The following is a 15,643-nucleotide window of genomic DNA, read 5'->3' on the forward strand; positions in this document are numbered from 1 at the left end:
CAGACAGGTCAGCGTGGCGTGCTCGGTGACCCGTCTGGATAACCAGACAGGTCAGCGTGGGTCAGGCTCGCTCGAGGATCGCGACGACGCCCTGGCCACCGGCGGCGCAGACCGAGATCACGCCGCGGCCGGTACCGCCCTCGGCCAGATCCGCCCCGGCGACATCGGCCTCGAGATCCCGCAGAACGGCGAGCCCCGCACCCGACTGTCGATGGGCGACCACGCGGCGCTGACGGCCCTGGAGTGGCAGATCACCCGCGAGGACCAGGACGAGCTGGCCGCCCGCTCGCACCAGAACCTCGCCGCCGCCTACGACGCCGGCTTCCTCGACGACCAGGTAACGCCGTTCCGCGGCGTCGAGCGCGACACCAACCTGCGCGGGGACTCCACCGCCGAGAAGCTCGCCAAGCTCAAGCCGGTCTTCGGCAAGGGCGAGGCCGCCACGATGACGGCCGGCAACTCCACGCCGCTGACCGACGGCGCGTCGGTGATCCTGCTGGCCTCGGAGGAGTGGGCCGAGGAGCACGGGCTGCCGGTGCTGGCCTACCTCACGTCCTACGAGACGGCCGCGGTCGACTACGTCCACGGTGGCGAGGGCCTGCTCATGGCGCCGGCCTACGCGATGGCGCGGATGCTGCAGCGTGAGGGGCTGACGCTGCAGGACTTCGACTTCTACGAGATTCACGAGGCCTTCGCCTCGCAGGTGCTCTCGACCCTCAAGGCGTGGGAGGACCCGGTCTTCTGCAAGGAGCGTCTCGGCCTCGACGCCCCGATGGGCTCGATCGACCGCTCCAAGCTCAACGTCAACGGCTCCTCGCTGGCCGCGGGCCACCCCTTCGCCGCGACGGGTGGGCGGATCATCAACGTGCTCGCCAAGCTGCTCGCCGAGAAGGGCTCCGGTCGCGGAGTCATCTCGGTCTGCGCCGCCGGTGGCCAGGGTGTCACCGCGATCCTCGAGCGCCCCTGATCCTCGCGCTCCCTCACGGGCCCCCGACCGCTGCTGCGGTCGGGGGCTCGTGCTCTTCGGGGTCGGCCGACCGGGACCGTGCGGCGCCGCTCCATCAAGGTATGCAGACGAACCGCCACTTCCCACGGTGGGCACCCCGTGGTAGGTGGCGTGTCGCCGTGGGAAGTGCCGCGTCAGCGGCGACAGGGGGTATGCCGCAGCGCCAAGTCTCGCGGTCAGCGTGCGACGAGCGCGAGGGCCGAGGCCACCAGGTGCGAGCGGACCTGCTCGGGGGAGATCTCGCCGACGGTGGGGACGCCGGGAGCTGACTCCTTCACCAAGATCCCCAGTCGGGCGATCTGCAGACCGCCGAGGCCACTCGCGTAGAGCATGTTGGCCAGCAGGGTCGGGTCGTTGCCGGCGGAGAAGTCGCCGGAGCCGATGCCTTCCTCGTCCGCCGAGGAGAGCAGGGCTAGGCACGACGAGATCGCCCGGCCGAGCCGGAAGAGGGCGCTCTCGCTGATCTCGTCGAGCAGCTCGGGGCCGGGCTGACGCATCAGCGCCTGGGCGCAGTCGACGAACGCGGGATGCGCAAGGCCGTAGTCGACGAACGCGCCGACGATGCCCTTGAGCTTCTCCGGGGGAGTGCCGGCGGCCTCTGCCGCGGCAGCCAGGGCCTCTCGGAGCTCGTCGAGGTAGACCACCAGCGTGAGGGCGAAGAGCTCCTCCTTGCCGGTGAAGTGGCGGTAGACGATCGCGCGGTTGATGCCGACGGCCCGCGCGATGTCCTCGATCTGCGCGTCTCGGACACCGCGCTCGTCGAAGAGGGCGCGGGTGGCCGCGATGATGTCCGCCTCGCGCGCCCGACGACGTACGGCGGCAGCCTTGCGACGGCCGTCGGTCTCGGGTGCGCGGGTGCTCATGGGAGCAGCCTAGAAGAAGTGCAACTCCGAGTTGCACAGGTGTGACATGTTCGTCACCGCGCTGGACCAGTGTGGTCAGGGCGTCCTGGTGAACCGCTCGGCCAGCCTGGTCTCGGCGGTGTCGAGCCCGCGCAGCACGGCGATCGTCATGGTCCACGCGATGGTCGCGACAGTGCCGGTGATCATGGCGACGCCCCTGAGGTCGTGCGCTCCAGACCGGTGCCCCGAGTCGTCATGCTCGGGGATCCTAGGACTGCGCGCCGCCCAGGAACCCTCGCACCGCCTCGGTAGCACGACCCGGTGCGTCTCCAGCTCGAGGAAGCGCTCGGTCTGCCAGGTGAGCACCGCGTCGGTCATGCCCTTGAAGGTCTTGCAGACCACGAAGTGCATGAGCCTGGGCGGCCCAAGAGCGCTTCGGTCGGGCAGGATGGGGCCGTGGCGAGCTCGCAGGTCGACCAGGTTCGGCGCGTCGCCCTGGCTCTGCCGGGCGTGAGTGAGCGAAACACTCACGGGGCGGTGGGCTTCTATGTCGGTGGGCGGCCGCTCTGTTACGTCCACGACAACCACCGGGGAGACGGACGGGTGTCCTTGTGGTTCCCGGCATCGCCGGCGCTGCAAGAGGAACTGATCACGGCGGAACCTGACCGGTTCTTCCGCCCGGAGCCCTCGGCGTCCGGAACGTTCTCGACGTGGCTGGCGCTGTTCGTGGACGATCCCGAGACGTGCGTCGACTGGACTGAGATCGGCGAGATCCTCCGCCAGACCTACCGGACCATCGCGCCGCACCGGCTCGTCGCCGAGCTGGACGCGCGACGCGACGGCTGATCGGTCGGCCTGCTACCCGAAGGACCTGACCGTCTGGATGGTGTCGGCCCCGTCGGCGGTCTTGTCGTCGCGGTAGCGGATGACCCGGGCGAAGCGCAGAGCCACTCCGCCGGGGTAGCGAGTGGACCGCTGGACGCCGTCGAAGGCGATCTCGACGACCTGCTCGGGCCGGACGTGCACGACGTTTCCCGCGCGGTGCGTCTCGAGAGCGAGGAAGCGCTCGGTCTGCCAGGTGAGCATCGCGTCGGTCATGCCCTTGAAGGTCTTGCCGAGCATCACCAGGTCGCCGTCGGTGCCGACGGCACCGAGGTGGATGTTGGACAACCATCCCTCGCGACGCCCGGAGCCCCACTCGACGGCGAGCACGACGAGGTCGAGGGTGTGGACCGGCTTGACCTTGACCCACGACGAGCCCCGGCGGCCCGCGTCGTAGGGCGCGGTCGGGTCCTTGACGACCACCCCCTCGTGACCGGCTGCGAGCACGTCGCGGACGAAGGCCTCGGCGGCGTCCGGATCGTCGGTGACCAGTCGGGCCGCGAGGTGCTCGGTCGGCACCAACCCCTCGAGTGCTGCCAGGCGCGTGGCGGCGGGCTCGTCGAGCAGGTCGGTGCCGTCGAGGTGCAGCAGGTCGAAGAAGTACGGCGTGACGTGAAGGCCACCGGTCTGGCTCGCCTGGGCGGTGCGTGAGGCGGTCTCCTGGAAGGCTCGTGGACGGCCGGTGTCGTCGAGCGCCAGGGCCTCCCCGTCGAGGACGAACGAGTCGGCCGGCAACGCGAGCGCCACCTCGACCACCTCGGGCAGGCGGGCGGTGATGTCCTCGAGGGTGCGGGTCGCGATCACCACGTGGTCGCCGGCGCGGTGGACCTGGATGCGGATGCCGTCGAGCTTGGTGTCGACGGAGACCGGCGCTCCGTCGGAGGCCTTGGCCATCGCCTCGGCGACCGAGGGGGCGGAGGACGCGAGCATCGGCTGCACCGGCCGCAGCACCTCGAGACCGACCTCGCCCAGCGCGGGCTCGCCACCGACGAAGGCCAGGTGGGCGGCGACGACCGTGGAGCCGGACAGCATCGCGGCGCGGCGTACGGCTCCGAGGGGGACCTCGGCGGCGAGCGCCACCGCCTCCTGCACCAGTGACTCGAGGGCTCCCTGGCGCAGGGCGCCCGTCACGACGCCGCGCAGCCACTCCTGCTCGGTGGCGGTGGCCCGGACGAAGAGCGCGGCGACGGCCGTGGCCCGAGCCGCCTGGGAGCCCGGGCCGGAGAGAACGGCGAGCGCTGCGAACGACGCGTCGACCTCGCGCACGGTCAAGGTGGGCTCGGGTGCGGGCTCCGGCAGGGTGCCGAGACCGCGCCAGCCGAGGCCGGTGCGGCGCTGGAGGAGGGTGCCACCGACGTAGGCGGTGACGACCTCGATCTCGTCGACGTCGGCGCGGGCCAGCAGGTCGGCGAGCGCGGCGACCTTGGCCTTGCGCGAGCGCGTGGAGGCGACCGTGGTCGAGGTGGTGACGACGTCGTGGAGCAGCACGCCTCCAGTCTGGACCAGGGCGCCGACAGCGCCGCGAGTCGGCAAGCCCTGCAACGCCCAGTCGGCGCATTGTCGCGCAGCGGACCGCGGACTCGACGCGTGGTTGCTGCAACATCGCGCCGACTCGGCGTACGGGCTGCAACATCGCGCCGACTCGGCGTACGGGGTGCAACATCGCGCCGACTCGGCGTTGCTCGTGCTGGTCGTCAGGGGTGTCGTGAAGTTGGTTACTCGTCGGTCACCACGCGTAGCCAACGTGGTCAGCCCTCGTTTGTCTGACAACGGCCACACCCGAGGGCCGACGACGCAAGACAGGTGCCCGTGAACCGATCGAAGAAGCCGCTCGTCGCCGCCATCGCAGCGACCCTCGTCCTCACGCCGACGCTCACCCAGCTCTCGGCCGACGCATCCTCGTCGGCGAAGGCCCCGGCGCGGAAGGCTCCCGCGGCGCTGCTGCCCGCCCTCGGTGAGGGGCTCGGCCTCACCTCGGCGTTCGACTCCCGCCTCGGGCTCGCACCGGTGGCCCCCAGCAGCAGGCAGCGGGCGGCGCTCGCCGGCCTCGGCGCGACCGTGACGTGGAACGTCACGGGCACCCCGCGCTCGATCAGCAAGGTCGGCGGCGCGCTGACCGGACCCAGCAGCGCCGAGCCGCTCGCGATCGCCCAGTCCTGGCTGGTCGACAACGCCGACGCCTTCGGCCTCGACGCCAGCGACATGGAGAGCCTCGCGCTCGTGCGCGACCACGAGCTGCCCGGTGTCGGTGCCCGGGTGCTGAGCTTCGCCCAGACCTTCGGCGGCATCGCCTCAGGCTATGGCGGCATCCTCACCGTGCTCGTCGACCGCGACGGCCGCGTCGTGAGCTATGCCGGTGACCCCGTGCGCGAGACCGGACTGCTCGGCGACTTCGAGCTCAGCATCGCCCAGGCTGTGGGCACCACCGTGAGGGACCTCCTCCCGGGCATCGACTTCGAGGCGTTGGCGCTGGGCAGGCAGCAGGGCGGCTACGACGTCTTCCAGGCCGGCCCGCTGGCCGACGTGGTGCGCGCGCGGCAGATCGCGTTCCCCACGGCCCGGGGCGGCCGGGCGGCGTACGCCGTGCTCGTGGTGAAGAGCATCGACGAGGCGTGGGCGGTCATCGTCGACGCCGCCACCGGACGGCCGCTGCTGCGCAAGTCGCTCGTGGCCCACGCCGAGGGCACGGTCTACGAGAACTACCCGGGAGCCACGAAGGGTGGCAAGCCCAAGGTCGTCAGCTTCGGCCCGACGAAGCAGTCGCCCGGCGGCTGGGTGGACCCGACCGGCCTGATCGGCCTGCCCGGGATCACCACCATCGGCAACAACGCCAACACGGCGATCGCCTGGACCGTCCCGCTCGTCGCGGCCGACCAGGAGAACCGTCCGATCGCGCCGACCGGCGCGTTCAACTTCGCCTTCCCCGACGCCTGGCGCAAGAGCGACGGGGGCACCGGCACGTTCGTCCAGGACGCCAACGCGGCTGCGGTCAACCTCTTCTACCACCACAACCGGATCCACGACGAGTTCTACGAGTTCGGCTTCACCGAGTCGGCCGGCAACTTCCAGGTGGTCAACAACGGCGAGGACGGCCTCGGTCTGGGCGGTGACCCGATCATGGGTGGCGCGCAGTCGGGCGCCCTCAACCTCACCGAGCCGGTGCTGCCGCTCGGTCGCAACAACGCCAACATGCTGACGCTGCCCGACGGGATCCCGGGCTTCACCAACATGTACCTCTGGGAGTTCACCGACGACGCGTTCGAGGGAGCCGCGCGCGACGGTGACTTCGACTCCACGATCATCGAGCACGAGTACGCCCACGGCCTGTCCAACCGCTACGTCGGAGGTGGCGGCCTCGGCTCCCTCGGCACCGGCCAGTCCGGCGCGATGGGTGAGGGCTGGGGCGACTGGTTCGCGATGAACCACCTCTTCCGCGAGGGGCTCACCCGCACGGCCGTCACGGCGCCGTACGTCGGCGACCCCCAGCGCGGCATCCGCAACTGGAACTACGCGACCAGCCCGGCGACCTACGGCGACTACGGCTACGACATGTCCGGCCCGGAGGTGCACTCCGACGGGGAGATCTGGACCGCGACGCTGTGGACCCTGCGCACCAAGATCCTCAGGGCGCTCGGCGGCAACCACCGCAAGGCCAGCGACATCACCGAGCACCTGGTGATGGACGCGATGCCGATCTCGCCGGCGACGCCCACGTTCCTCGACATGCGCGACGCGATCCTCAAGGCCTCCGAGCTGCGCTACGAGAACCGTTACACCGACCTGATCTGGAGCGCCTTCGCCGAGCGTGGCATGGGCGTCTCGGCGCGCACCACCGGTGAGACCGACACGGACCCGAAGCCCGGCTTCGACGTCCCGAAGAAGGCGCTCAACGGCACGGTCACCCTGAAGCTCGTCAACGCCTCCGCCGGCGGCGCCGCCAGCAAGGTGCGCGTGCTCGGGGGGCTCTACGAGGGCCGCGGCACCCCGCTGGTCACGACGAACGCGAAGGGCCTCGGCGCCATCACGATGGCGGCCGGGCGTCACACGCTGACCCTCCAGGGCGCCGGCTACGGCATCCAGCGGATCACCGTCGACGTCCCGAAGGGCCGTGCGGTCACGAAGGTCGTGCAGCTGCGACCCAACCTGCTCTCGCAGTCCTCGGGAGCGACCGTCGTGCGCACGACGAGCCAGACCGGCGCGCTGCCGGGCAGCAACATGGTCGACGACACCGAGGCGACCGCGTGGCAGACGGGAGCGTCCGACAAGGCCTACAACAACGGCCCGGACCGCTCGGTCACCGTCAAGCTGAAGAAGCTCTCGACGATCGAGACCGTCGCGGTCAGCGTCGTGAAGCCGATCGGCCTGCCCCGCTTCGCAGCCGCTCGCAAGGTGCTCGTCCAGACCTCGCTGGACGGCAGGACGTGGCGCACCGCCAAGGTCGCGACGTTCTCCTTCAAGGGCCCGCGGCCGGCGATCGCCGACCTCGACCTGCAGACCCACCAGCTGAAGACGCCGGTCAAGGCGCGCTTCGTCCGGGCGCTCGCTGCTGCCAACTTCGGCTCGGCGCCGACCAACGCCTCGACCGCGATCGTCTCGGAGGTCCAGGCGTTCGGCCGGGCCTCGGGCATCAAGCCGAAGCTGCCGCCGGCGGACAAGCCGGTCACCTCCAGCGGCTCGGTCAACGTCGGCAACCCGGTGCAGGGCTCCCTGCTCGGTCTCGAGCCCTACAAGCCCGGTGTCACGGAGCTCTCCTGGTCCTGCCCGGACCTGCCGTCCGCCAACGGCGTCGACGCCTTCATGACCAAGCTGCCCGCGGGCGCGGGTGACGGGCTGCACGCCGCCACCTACACCGGCGACGTGGCGATCGGTGAGTTCCTGGTCTACGCCTACGACGAGGACTGCCAGCCCATGTCGGGCGGCTTCGCCCTCTTCGACGAGGCGACGCCGATCCCGGCGGGCGCGGCCTACCTGGGCTTCCTGCTGCTCTACGGCGGCGGTGCGTCCTTCGACGTGACGGTCACCGAGCCGCGCTGACCCTGTCCTGCTCCGAGACGTGAGGAGGGGCGTCCGCACCCCCGTGGAGGACGCCCCTCTGTCTCGTCTTCGGCGCTGGCCCGTCTCCGGATGGGTGACGGCTGTCACCCATCCGGAGCGTTCAGGCAGCGAGGTCGATCACGACCACCGTGTAGTTGTCCGGGGCCTCGGTTGCCTCGACGGCACCGGCTACCGCGGACGCCACCGCCTCCGGGGCGTCCGGCGACGACAGGAGTCGCTCCAGGTCGGCGCGCTCGAGCACGCCGTGCACACCGTCGGTCGTGAGGACCAGCCGGTCGCCGGCCCTGACGTCGCAGGTGAGGAGATCGGCCTCGGACCGGTCGTTGAGCGCGCGGTTGAGCAGCGAGCGGTGCGGGTGCGACCGCGCCTCGTCCTCGGTCAGCCGACCCTCCTCGAGCAGCGCCTGGACCAGGGTGTGGTCGCGGGTGAGCTGCTCGAGCATCCCGTCGCGCAGCCGGTGGGCCCGCCCGTCTCCCACGTGGGCGACCTGGGCCGTGCCATCCACCAGCCACACCGCGGTCAGGGTCGTGCCCGCCTCCTCGTCGAGGTCCCGCGACGCCTCGGCCGCGGCAGCGGCGGCCCGCGCCACCGTCTCACCGAGCGCGTCGCCCGGCGCCTCGTCGTACGACGTGGTGTCGAGGCTTGCGAGTGCCGCGACGGCTGCGGTGCTGGGACCGGCGGCGGGGCCGAAACCGTCGGCCACGGCGAAGACCCGCGTGCCGAGGTGGACGGCGTCGAGCTGGTGGGTGCGAGCGCCCAGGCCGTGCCGGGCGGCCGCCGTGGCGGTGAGGTGCTGGTCGTGGTGCATGTCGATCTCCTCGTGGTCGAGCTCGTGGAGGAGGGTGGCCACGACATCGCGGCGGGCGCGGTGGTCGGCCTCGACCTGCGTCCAGTACGACGACAGCTGGGCCCTCTGCTGCGGGCCGGTCGCCGCGACGACGTCGCGGATCCGGGCCAGCGGCATGCCGACGAGACGCAGCCGCGCGACCAGCCGTGCCTGCACGAGCTGGTCGGGCAGGTAGCGGCGGTAGCCCGTCCACGGGTCCACGTCGGCGGGCTGCAGGAGCCCGAGGTCGTCGTACAGGCGCAAGGCCTTGGGCGTCAGGCCGCTGGCCCGGCCGAAGTCGCCGATGGTCAGGTAGTCCATCAGGCCATCCTCTTCCCTCGGTGACGGTCACCGTTGCGACGACGCTCCGGCCTGTCCCTGGGGGAAGGTCAAGAGCCCTCGGCCGGCTCGGGTCAGGGGTGGACGGTGATGCCGCAGCGCGGGCAGTGCTCGGCGCTGGTCTCGAGCGGCTGGCCGCACGAGCAGGAGGGCTCATGGGCGACCGCGGAGCACAGCGGGAGGGTTGCGGTGCTGACCATCGGGATCCTCGTCTCCAGGCGGGTGCCTGTCACAGAGGTGTTCGGAGCGGGGAGCGTCGCGGATGTCGGCGCACGGTGGCGGCAAGCCGGGGGAGCGTCAGCCGGTGGCGGCGACCGGCTCGCTGCCTTCGAGGACGGCGGCGGTGACGGCGCCGCAGATGACCTGCGCGAAGACGGTGTCGAGGTCGTCGACGCCGCCGAAGTAGCCGCTGACCTCGAGGGAGACGAAGCCGTGCAGGGCCGAGAAGACGGCCATGCCGGTGAGCAGGATGCGGTCCTCGGGCAGGCCGGTCGAGCGCACCATGACGGCGAGCGCCTCGATGGTGCCGGCGGCTGCGGCGAAGAACGCGTCGCGGTCGAGCGGGGCGCGGGTCATGGCGGCGTAGCGGTGGGGGTAGTCGCGGGCGAAGCCGCGCAGCGAGTGGCTCAGCACGCGCAGGCCGTCGGGGCCGGCATGGCCCATGGCCGCGCCGCGGACCTGGTTGCCGAGCAGCTGCATGGCGCGGACCTGGATCTCCGCGCGCAGGTCCTCGAGGTTGGCGACGTGGTTGTAGAGCGAGGAGACGCGGGTGTCGAGCTCGGCGGCCAGCAGCGTCATCGTCAGCGCGTCGTAGCCCTCGCGGTCGACCAGGCCCTCCGCGGCGAGCACGACCGACTCGTGGTCGAGCCGCGGCCGACGGGCCCGGACGGGCGATGCGGCGTCGGGGGAGGACGGCGACATGGGAGCACTCCTGTCGATGAATCTATTTCGTCTCAGCGTGAAGGACTATAGCGTTCGGCCCGTGTCCGACCTGTGCACCGACCGCTTCCGCGAGCTCGCCGACTCCCTCGGCGGTGTCGCCTGCGAGGACGCCTCGCCGCTGCTCTACCTCCGCGACCCCCGCAGCCTGGCCGACGCGACCATGCCCGTCATCGAGCTGCTGATCCTGCTCGGGGCGGTGCTCGCCTTCCGCCACGCCTGGCTCGTACGCCGCCACACCGGCGACGCGACCAACCTCGGCGTGTGCCTGGGTGCCGTCGCCTACGTCCTCGTGCTGGAGCCGCCGCTCTACTTCCCGGCGCTCTTCGGGATCGACGACTACGTCTCCGCGGTGTTCGTCCACAACGAGTTCACCGTCGGGCTGCTCTACCACCGGCTGCCGCTCTACATCCTGCTGCTCTACCCAGCGCTGGTCTACCTCGCGTGGGTGCTCGTGCAGCGCCTCGGGGTGCTCGAGCGCCACGGCCGGGTCCGCGGAGCGGTCATCGCGTCGGTCTGCGTGGGGGCGGTGCACCAGGGGTTCTACTCGATCTTCGACCAGTTCGGCCCCGACCACCTCTGGTGGGCCTGGGACACCGAGACGCGCACCAACGCGATCCTGCTCGGCGACGTGCCGATGTCGAGCACGGTCAACTTCGCGCTCGTCATGCCGACCGCCTTCGCGCTGGCCTGCTTCCTGCAGCTGGGCCGACGACCTCGCCCCACCGCGCGCTCGGTCGTCCTCCCGGCGGTCGGGATCGGTGTGCTGACCCCGCTGCTCAGCATCCCGGGGCAGCTGCCCGTCACCTACCTCGACCTCGTCGACGCCCCGTCGTACGACGTGGTGGAGGGGGTGCTGTGGCTGATGCTGGCTGCCGCGACCGCGGTGCTCGTGCGCGAGCTGGTCGCCGCCTGGCGCTCGCCGCAGACGCGGGAGCCCGGGCTGCTCGGCGCCTACCCCACGGCCTACCTCGGGCTGTGGCTCGCGACGTTCGCCGTGCTCGGGGTGGTGGCACCGCCCGCGGGGGTGGTCGCCTATCTCGTGCCCTGCTACGCCGTGAGCTTCGCGGTGCTGGTCACGGTCGCGCGGTCAGCGCGCGTGGATCGCGAGGTGGGCACCCTCCGCGGGCAGGGCCTGAGGGAAGCAGGATGGCGCGGGTGACCCGTGTCCTCCGCACGCCCGACGAGCAGTTCGTCGGCCTGTCCGCCTTCGCCTTCGAGCCCCACTACGTCGAGGTGGACGCCGACGGTGTGCCGCCCGTGCGCATGCACTACCTCGACGAAGGCCCCTCCGCCGGCCCCGTCGCACTGCTGCTCCACGGCCAGCCGACGTGGTCCTACCTCTACCGCCACGTCGTGCCGGTGCTGGTGGCCGCGGGCGTGCGGGTGGTGGCACCGGACAACATCGGGTTCGGGCGGTCCGACAAGCCGGCGCGGCCGACCGACTACACCCTGGCCCGGCACGTGTCCTGGATGCGGGCGCTCGTCACGTCGCTGGACCTGCGCGACGTCACCCTGGTCGCGCAGGACTGGGGTGGCCCGATCGGGCTCAGCGTGCTGGCCGCCGAGCCCGAGCGCTTCGCCCGCGTCGTCGCCGCCAACACGATCCTGCACACCGCGGACCCCGACCTGGCCGATCGGCTGACCTGGGCGGTGCACGGCACGGGCAGCTCGCGCGTGGTCCTGGAGGAGGGGCTCCTCGACTACCTCCTCCATTGCGTCCGCGCGCCGGAGCTCCGGGCCAGCGACTTCGTCGGCGCCGCGACGATGCACGCGCCGGCGCCGGAGGTGCTGGCGGCGTACGACGCCCCCTTCCCGACCTCCGACCTCACCGCCGGGCTGCGACAGATGACCGCGCTGCTGCCGCTGACCCGCAACGACCCCGGGGCCCGGATCGGCCGCAGGACGTGGCGGGCGCTGGAGTCCTTCGAGCGCCCCTTCGTCACGTGTTTCTCCGACGGCGACCCCGCCACGAGGGGCTGGGACCGGATCTTCCAGGAGCGGGTGCCCGGTGCCCGTGGGCGCGACCACGTCACGCTCGAGGGTGCCGGTCACTTCCTGCAGGAGGATGCCGGCGAGCGGCTCGCACGGGTCGTCGCCGAGGTCATCGAGACGACGTAGGCCTCACCAGCCGGGCGGCAGCGAGGTGAAGTCGGGCTCGCGCCCCTCGGCGAAGGCGGTGAGCGCCTCGAGGTTGGCCGGACCGCCCATCAGCTCGGAGAACGCGGCGTTCTCACGCTCGCGCGCCTTGCGGATCTCGGAGCGCAGCGGCTCGGTCATCGTGCGCTTCACGGCGACCAGCGACGAGATCGGGCGACGCGCCAGCAGCGCCGCGTGCCGGTGCGCCTCGGCGAGCAGGTCCTCGGGCTCGCAGACGCGGAAGACCAGGCCCATCTCCAGCGCCTCCTGCGCGCTGACCCACTCCGCCGACAGCAGCACCCACGCTGCGTCCTGGCGGCCGAGCAGCTGCGGGAAGAGGTAGGACGACGCGGCCTCGGGCGCGACGCCGAGGCTGGTGAAGGGGCACTTGAGCCGCGCCGTGGACGACATGAACGCCAGGTCGGCGTAGCCCAGGATCGTCATCCCGATGCCGAGCCCCACCCCGTTGACCGCGCACACCAGCGGCTTGGGGAAGTCGACCAGCGCGTCGAGCAGTCCGAGGAACCCGTGGGTGCCGCGCACGAAGTCGGGGTTGGTCGCGATCCGGTGCATCTCCAGCAGGTCGGTGCCGGCGCTGAAGCCCCGCCCGTTGCCGGTCAGGAGCACGACGGCGACGTCCGGGTCCTCGGCCGCGGCGAGCAGCGCCTCGGCGGTCGCGTCGTAGAGCGCCTCGTTGAACGCGTTGAGCGCCTCCGGGCGGTCCAGCGTGATGGTCCGCACGCGGGCCTCGTCGGTGATCTGCAGGGTCATGGCGGCATGCTAGCGGTGAACTAGAACGTGTTCTAGGTTGGTCCGTCCCGGCCTGTCCCCGGCCCCGTCTACGCTCGCGGCATGGGCACGGCAGGCGAGCGACGGGTGTGGCGGCCCGACTGGCCCTGCTCGGTCGGAGGCGTGCTGCGACTCCACCGCCGCGGTGGCGGGGACCCGACGTACACGATCGACGATGCGGGGCGCCACTGGCGTGGGATCCGTACGCCGGAGGGTCCCGCCACGCTGTGCGTCGCGGCCCGTCCCGGCGAGGGTGAGGTGCTGGGCGAGGCCTGGGGGCCGGGCGCCGTCTGGGCGCTGGATGGCCTGCCCGCCCTGCTCGGCGCCGACGACGACTGGAGTGCTTTCGAGCCTCGGCACCCGGTGCTCGCCGAGGTGCGCCGCCAGCACCCCCATGCGCGGCTGGGGCGCACCGGCCTGGTGATGGAGGCCCTCGTCCCGGCGATCATCGAGCAGAAGGTGACCGGGCAGGAGGCGTTCGCGGGGTTCCGGATGCTGGTGCACCGCTTCGGTGAGCGGGCGCCCGGGCCGGGCGCCGACCGCAAGCTGTGGCTGCAGCCGACTCCTGAGGTGCTGCGCACCATCCCGAGCTGGGAGTGGCTGCGGCTCCATGTCGACCCGGCGCGCTCGCGCACGATCGTCACGGTCGCCCGCGTCGCTCCCGCCCTCGAGCGGACGGCCTCGCTGTCGGGGGAGGAGGCCGAGCGGCGGATGCGCTCCATCCCGGGCATCGGTGCCTGGACCAGCGCTGAGGTGCGCCAGCGCGCGTTCGGCGACCCCGACGCCGTCTCGTTCGGCGACTACCACGTGTGCAAGGACGTCGGATGGGCCCTGACGGGCACGCCCTTCGACGACGAGCAGCTGGAGGCCTTCCTCGAGCCCTGGCGCCCCCAGCGCGGTCGGGTGCCGGCGCTGGTCGCCCTGGGCGGCCTGCACCGGCCGCGCCACGGAGCGCGCATGGCGCCGCGTGGGCACCTGCCCGCGACCGTCGTCCGACGGGTGTGACGTCCTCCACACACCAGCCCTTTTCGTGATATGTGTTACTCCGTGACGCAGGTACCTTCGCCTGCCACACACGTCCGACGAGCGAGGGGCACATGGGACCCAAGCCTGAGGGCGCGCTCTCATGAGCGCGCTCGTGAGCGTGACCCGTTCGGGACTGGCCAGGTCCGGACTGGGGCCGGCGTCCGGCCGCTTCCGTGACGGCATCGTCACCAGCGGCAAGCTGGTCGTGCTCGCCGTCGAGGCCACGAAGGCGGCCACGACCGACATCGTGATGCGCCGCTTCTCGTGGTCGGAGTTCCTGCTCCAGGCATGGTTCATGACGCGCGTGTCGCTGTTGCCCACCATCCTGGTCGCGATCCCCTTCGGGGTCATCACCTCGGTCCAGATCGGGGCGGTCGCCAACCAGATCGGGGCCACCTCCTTCAGCGGTGCCGTCAACGGCATCGGGGTGCTGCGCCAGGGCGCGCCGCTGGTCACCTCGCTGATGATCGCCGGTGCTGTCGGCTCGGCGATCTGCTCCGACCTCGGCGCCCGCCAGGTGCGCGAGGAGATCGACGCCCTCAGGGTCATGGGCATCTCGCCTGTCCAGCGGCTGGTCGCGCCCCGGGTCGTGGCAGCCCTCGTCGTCTCGGTGATGCTCACCGTCATCGTCGCGATGACCGCCATGGTGACGGCCTTCATCCTCAACGTCGGTGGCGGCACCATCTCCTCGGGCGCCTACCTCGAGTCGTTCGTCAGCTTCAGCCAGCCGACCGACCTGTTCCTCGCGGAGTTCAAGGCGCTGGTCTTCGGCTTCATCGCCACGATCGTCGCCGCCCACAAGGGACTGAGCGCCTCGGGCGGACCCAAGGGCGTCGCGGACGCCGTCAACCAGTCCGTCGTGCTCAGCGTCATCCTGCTCGCCTTCGCCAACGTCGCCATCACGCAGGCCTACGTGATGCTCGTCCCGCAGTCGGTCGCCTGATGGCCCGGGTCGGGGTCGGTCGCCGCGCCGGCGACACGCTGGTCTCCGCGACGGACGGGCTCATGGAGGCCTTGGCGGCCCTGGGCTCCTTCGCCACGTTCACCTGGATCACCATCCGCAACGTCCCGTCGACGCTGCGCCTCTATCCCGCCGAGATGCTGCGCCAGCTCAAGGACATCGCCTGGGGCAGCGGGGCGCTCGTGGTCGGGGGTGGCACGGTCGGGGTGATGATCCTGCTCTCGATCTCGGCGGGCACGTCGCTGGGCATCGAGGGCTTCAACGGCCTCGAGCTCGTGGGCCTCGCGCCGCTCACGGGCTTCATCTCCGCCAGCGCCAACACCCGCGAGCTGGCGCCGTTGATCGCCGCGCTCGCGCTCGCCTCCCAGGTCGGCTGCCGCTTCACCGCCCAGCTCGGGTCGATGAAGATCCACGAGGAGGTCGACGCGCTCGAGGTCATGGCGGTCAGCCCCATGCGCTACCTCGTCACCACCCGGGTCATCGCCTGCATGATCGCGATCCTGCCGCTCTACCTGATCGGGCTGATCGGCTCCTACGTCGCCTCGCAGGCCTCCGTGGTCATCCTCTTCGACCAGTCGCCGGGCCAGTACGACCACTACTTCTCGACCTTCATCCAGGGCCGCGACATCTTCTTGTCGGTCATCAAGATCGTCGTCTTCGCGATCGCGGTGACCCTGATCCACTGCTGGTACGGCATGAAGGTCAGCGGCGGTCCGCAGTCCGTCGGCGAGGCAACGGGCGCCGCGATCCGGGCCAGCATCGTGGTGGTCGTCGTGCTCGACATGGTCCTGACCCTGGTCTTCTGGGGCAGCGACCCCGGCTTCCGGGTCTCGGGGTGA

15 protein-coding genes are annotated in these 15,643 nt (G+C 71.5%); 8 read left to right on the forward strand and 7 right to left on the reverse strand.

The features are described 5' to 3' along the window. The coding region (locus tag RMN98_RS11510; RefSeq protein ID WP_309648955.1) for an acetyl-CoA C-acyltransferase at positions 1 to 967 on the forward strand (967 nt) is incomplete at its 5' end. 215 nt (positions 968 to 1,182) lie between these two features. Here the strand turns inward: RMN98_RS11510 and RMN98_RS11515 are convergent. Continuing rightward, a complete protein-coding gene (locus RMN98_RS11515; protein ID WP_309648956.1) occupies positions 1,183 to 1,869 on the reverse strand; it encodes a helix-turn-helix domain-containing protein in 687 nt (228 codons plus the stop codon). A gap of 75 nt (positions 1,870 to 1,944) precedes the next feature. Then, positions 1,945 to 2,259 (reverse strand): hypothetical protein, encoded by a 315-nt coding sequence (locus tag RMN98_RS11520; protein WP_309648957.1) that lies wholly within the window; start codon positions 2,257 to 2,259, stop codon positions 1,945 to 1,947. 45 nt (positions 2,260 to 2,304) lie between these two features. Here RMN98_RS11520 and RMN98_RS11525 point away from each other — a divergent pair, with 45 nt between their 5' ends. Continuing rightward, on the forward strand, positions 2,305 to 2,694 hold the full coding sequence (locus RMN98_RS11525) for an MmcQ/YjbR family DNA-binding protein (protein WP_309648958.1): 390 nt from the start codon (positions 2,305 to 2,307) through the stop codon (positions 2,692 to 2,694). Between the two features lie 12 nt (positions 2,695 to 2,706). Here the strand turns inward: RMN98_RS11525 and RMN98_RS11530 are convergent, their stop codons facing one another. Beyond that, the gene (locus RMN98_RS11530; RefSeq protein WP_309648959.1) at positions 2,707 to 4,218 is read right to left on the reverse strand and encodes an ATP-dependent DNA ligase; all 1,512 of its coding nucleotides are present in this window, start codon (positions 4,216 to 4,218) and stop codon (positions 2,707 to 2,709) included. 321 nt (positions 4,219 to 4,539) lie between these two features. Between RMN98_RS11530 and RMN98_RS11535 the strand changes: the two genes are divergently transcribed. Then, on the forward strand, positions 4,540 to 7,764 hold the full coding sequence (locus tag RMN98_RS11535; protein ID WP_309648960.1) for a M36 family metallopeptidase: 3,225 nt from the start codon (positions 4,540 to 4,542) through the stop codon (positions 7,762 to 7,764). Positions 7,765 to 7,885: 121 nt separating this feature from the next. On the opposite strand, the gene RMN98_RS11540 is transcribed toward RMN98_RS11535, so the two are convergent. From RMN98_RS11540 to RMN98_RS11550, 3 genes are all read right to left on the reverse strand, one after another. Next, entirely contained in the window at positions 7,886 to 8,932 is a 1,047-nt protein-coding gene (locus RMN98_RS11540) for a MerR family transcriptional regulator (RefSeq protein ID WP_309648961.1), read from the reverse strand. 92 nt (positions 8,933 to 9,024) lie between these two features. Next, positions 9,025 to 9,150: a hypothetical protein gene (locus RMN98_RS11545; RefSeq protein WP_309648962.1), complete on the reverse strand. Its 126-nt coding sequence runs from the start codon at positions 9,148 to 9,150 to the stop codon at positions 9,025 to 9,027. A 97-nt stretch (positions 9,151 to 9,247) separates the two neighbouring features. Beyond that, positions 9,248 to 9,871, reverse strand: coding sequence for a TetR/AcrR family transcriptional regulator (locus RMN98_RS11550; protein ID WP_309648963.1), 624 nt, complete (start codon positions 9,869 to 9,871; stop codon positions 9,248 to 9,250). 61 nt (positions 9,872 to 9,932) lie between these two features. Between RMN98_RS11550 and RMN98_RS11555 the strand changes: the two genes are divergently transcribed. Beyond that, positions 9,933 to 11,051, forward strand: a complete 1,119-nt coding sequence (locus tag RMN98_RS11555) for a hypothetical protein (protein ID WP_309648964.1) — start codon at positions 9,933 to 9,935, stop codon at positions 11,049 to 11,051. Next, on the forward strand, positions 11,048 to 12,010 hold the full coding sequence (locus RMN98_RS11560; protein ID WP_309648965.1) for a haloalkane dehalogenase: 963 nt from the start codon (positions 11,048 to 11,050) through the stop codon (positions 12,008 to 12,010). Before RMN98_RS11555 ends, RMN98_RS11560 begins: the two co-directional genes overlap by 4 nt. Positions 12,011 to 12,013: 3 nt before the next feature. On the opposite strand, the gene RMN98_RS11565 is transcribed toward RMN98_RS11560, so the two are convergent. Continuing rightward, on the reverse strand, positions 12,014 to 12,799 hold the full coding sequence (locus RMN98_RS11565; protein WP_309648966.1) for an enoyl-CoA hydratase-related protein: 786 nt from the start codon (positions 12,797 to 12,799) through the stop codon (positions 12,014 to 12,016). 81 nt (positions 12,800 to 12,880) lie between these two features. Here RMN98_RS11565 and RMN98_RS11570 point away from each other — a divergent pair, with 81 nt between their 5' ends. The 3 genes from RMN98_RS11570 to RMN98_RS11580 all read left to right on the forward strand — a co-directional run bounded on the left by RMN98_RS11570 (position 12,881) and on the right by RMN98_RS11580 (position 15,643). After that, the gene (locus tag RMN98_RS11570) at positions 12,881 to 13,822 is read left to right on the forward strand and encodes a DNA-3-methyladenine glycosylase 2 family protein (RefSeq protein WP_309648967.1); all 942 of its coding nucleotides are present in this window, start codon (positions 12,881 to 12,883) and stop codon (positions 13,820 to 13,822) included. 133 nt (positions 13,823 to 13,955) lie between these two features. Next, positions 13,956 to 14,786 carry an ABC transporter permease gene (locus tag RMN98_RS11575; RefSeq protein ID WP_309648968.1) on the forward strand — a complete coding sequence of 277 codons (831 nt, stop codon included), beginning with the start codon at positions 13,956 to 13,958 and terminating at the stop codon, positions 14,784 to 14,786. Further along, complete coding sequence (locus tag RMN98_RS11580; RefSeq protein ID WP_309648969.1) at positions 14,786 to 15,643, forward strand: ABC transporter permease; 858 nt, start codon at positions 14,786 to 14,788, stop codon at positions 15,641 to 15,643. Before RMN98_RS11575 ends, RMN98_RS11580 begins: the two co-directional genes overlap by 1 nt.

Source organism: Nocardioides sp. (assembly GCF_031397825.1).
Lineage (GTDB): Bacteria > Actinomycetota > Actinomycetes > Propionibacteriales > Nocardioidaceae > Nocardioides.

Coding starts and splice junctions, on each gene's coding strand:
- RMN98_RS11565 (WP_309648966.1), bottom strand. CDS start 12,799: ATGACCCTGCAGATCACCGACGAGGCCCGCGTGCGGACCATCACGCTG.
- RMN98_RS11580 (WP_309648969.1), top strand. CDS start 14,786: ATGGCCCGGGTCGGGGTCGGTCGCCGCGCCGGCGACACGCTGGTCTCC.
- RMN98_RS11520 (WP_309648957.1), bottom strand. CDS start 2,259: ATGCACTTCGTGGTCTGCAAGACCTTCAAGGGCATGACCGACGCGGTG.
- RMN98_RS11570 (WP_309648967.1), top strand. CDS start 12,881: ATGGGCACGGCAGGCGAGCGACGGGTGTGGCGGCCCGACTGGCCCTGC.
- RMN98_RS11550 (WP_309648963.1), bottom strand. CDS start 9,871: ATGTCGCCGTCCTCCCCCGACGCCGCATCGCCCGTCCGGGCCCGTCGG.
- RMN98_RS11545 (WP_309648962.1), bottom strand. CDS start 9,150: ATGGTCAGCACCGCAACCCTCCCGCTGTGCTCCGCGGTCGCCCATGAG.
- RMN98_RS11540 (WP_309648961.1), bottom strand. CDS start 8,932: ATGGACTACCTGACCATCGGCGACTTCGGCCGGGCCAGCGGCCTGACG.
- RMN98_RS11515 (WP_309648956.1), bottom strand. CDS start 1,869: ATGAGCACCCGCGCACCCGAGACCGACGGCCGTCGCAAGGCTGCCGCC.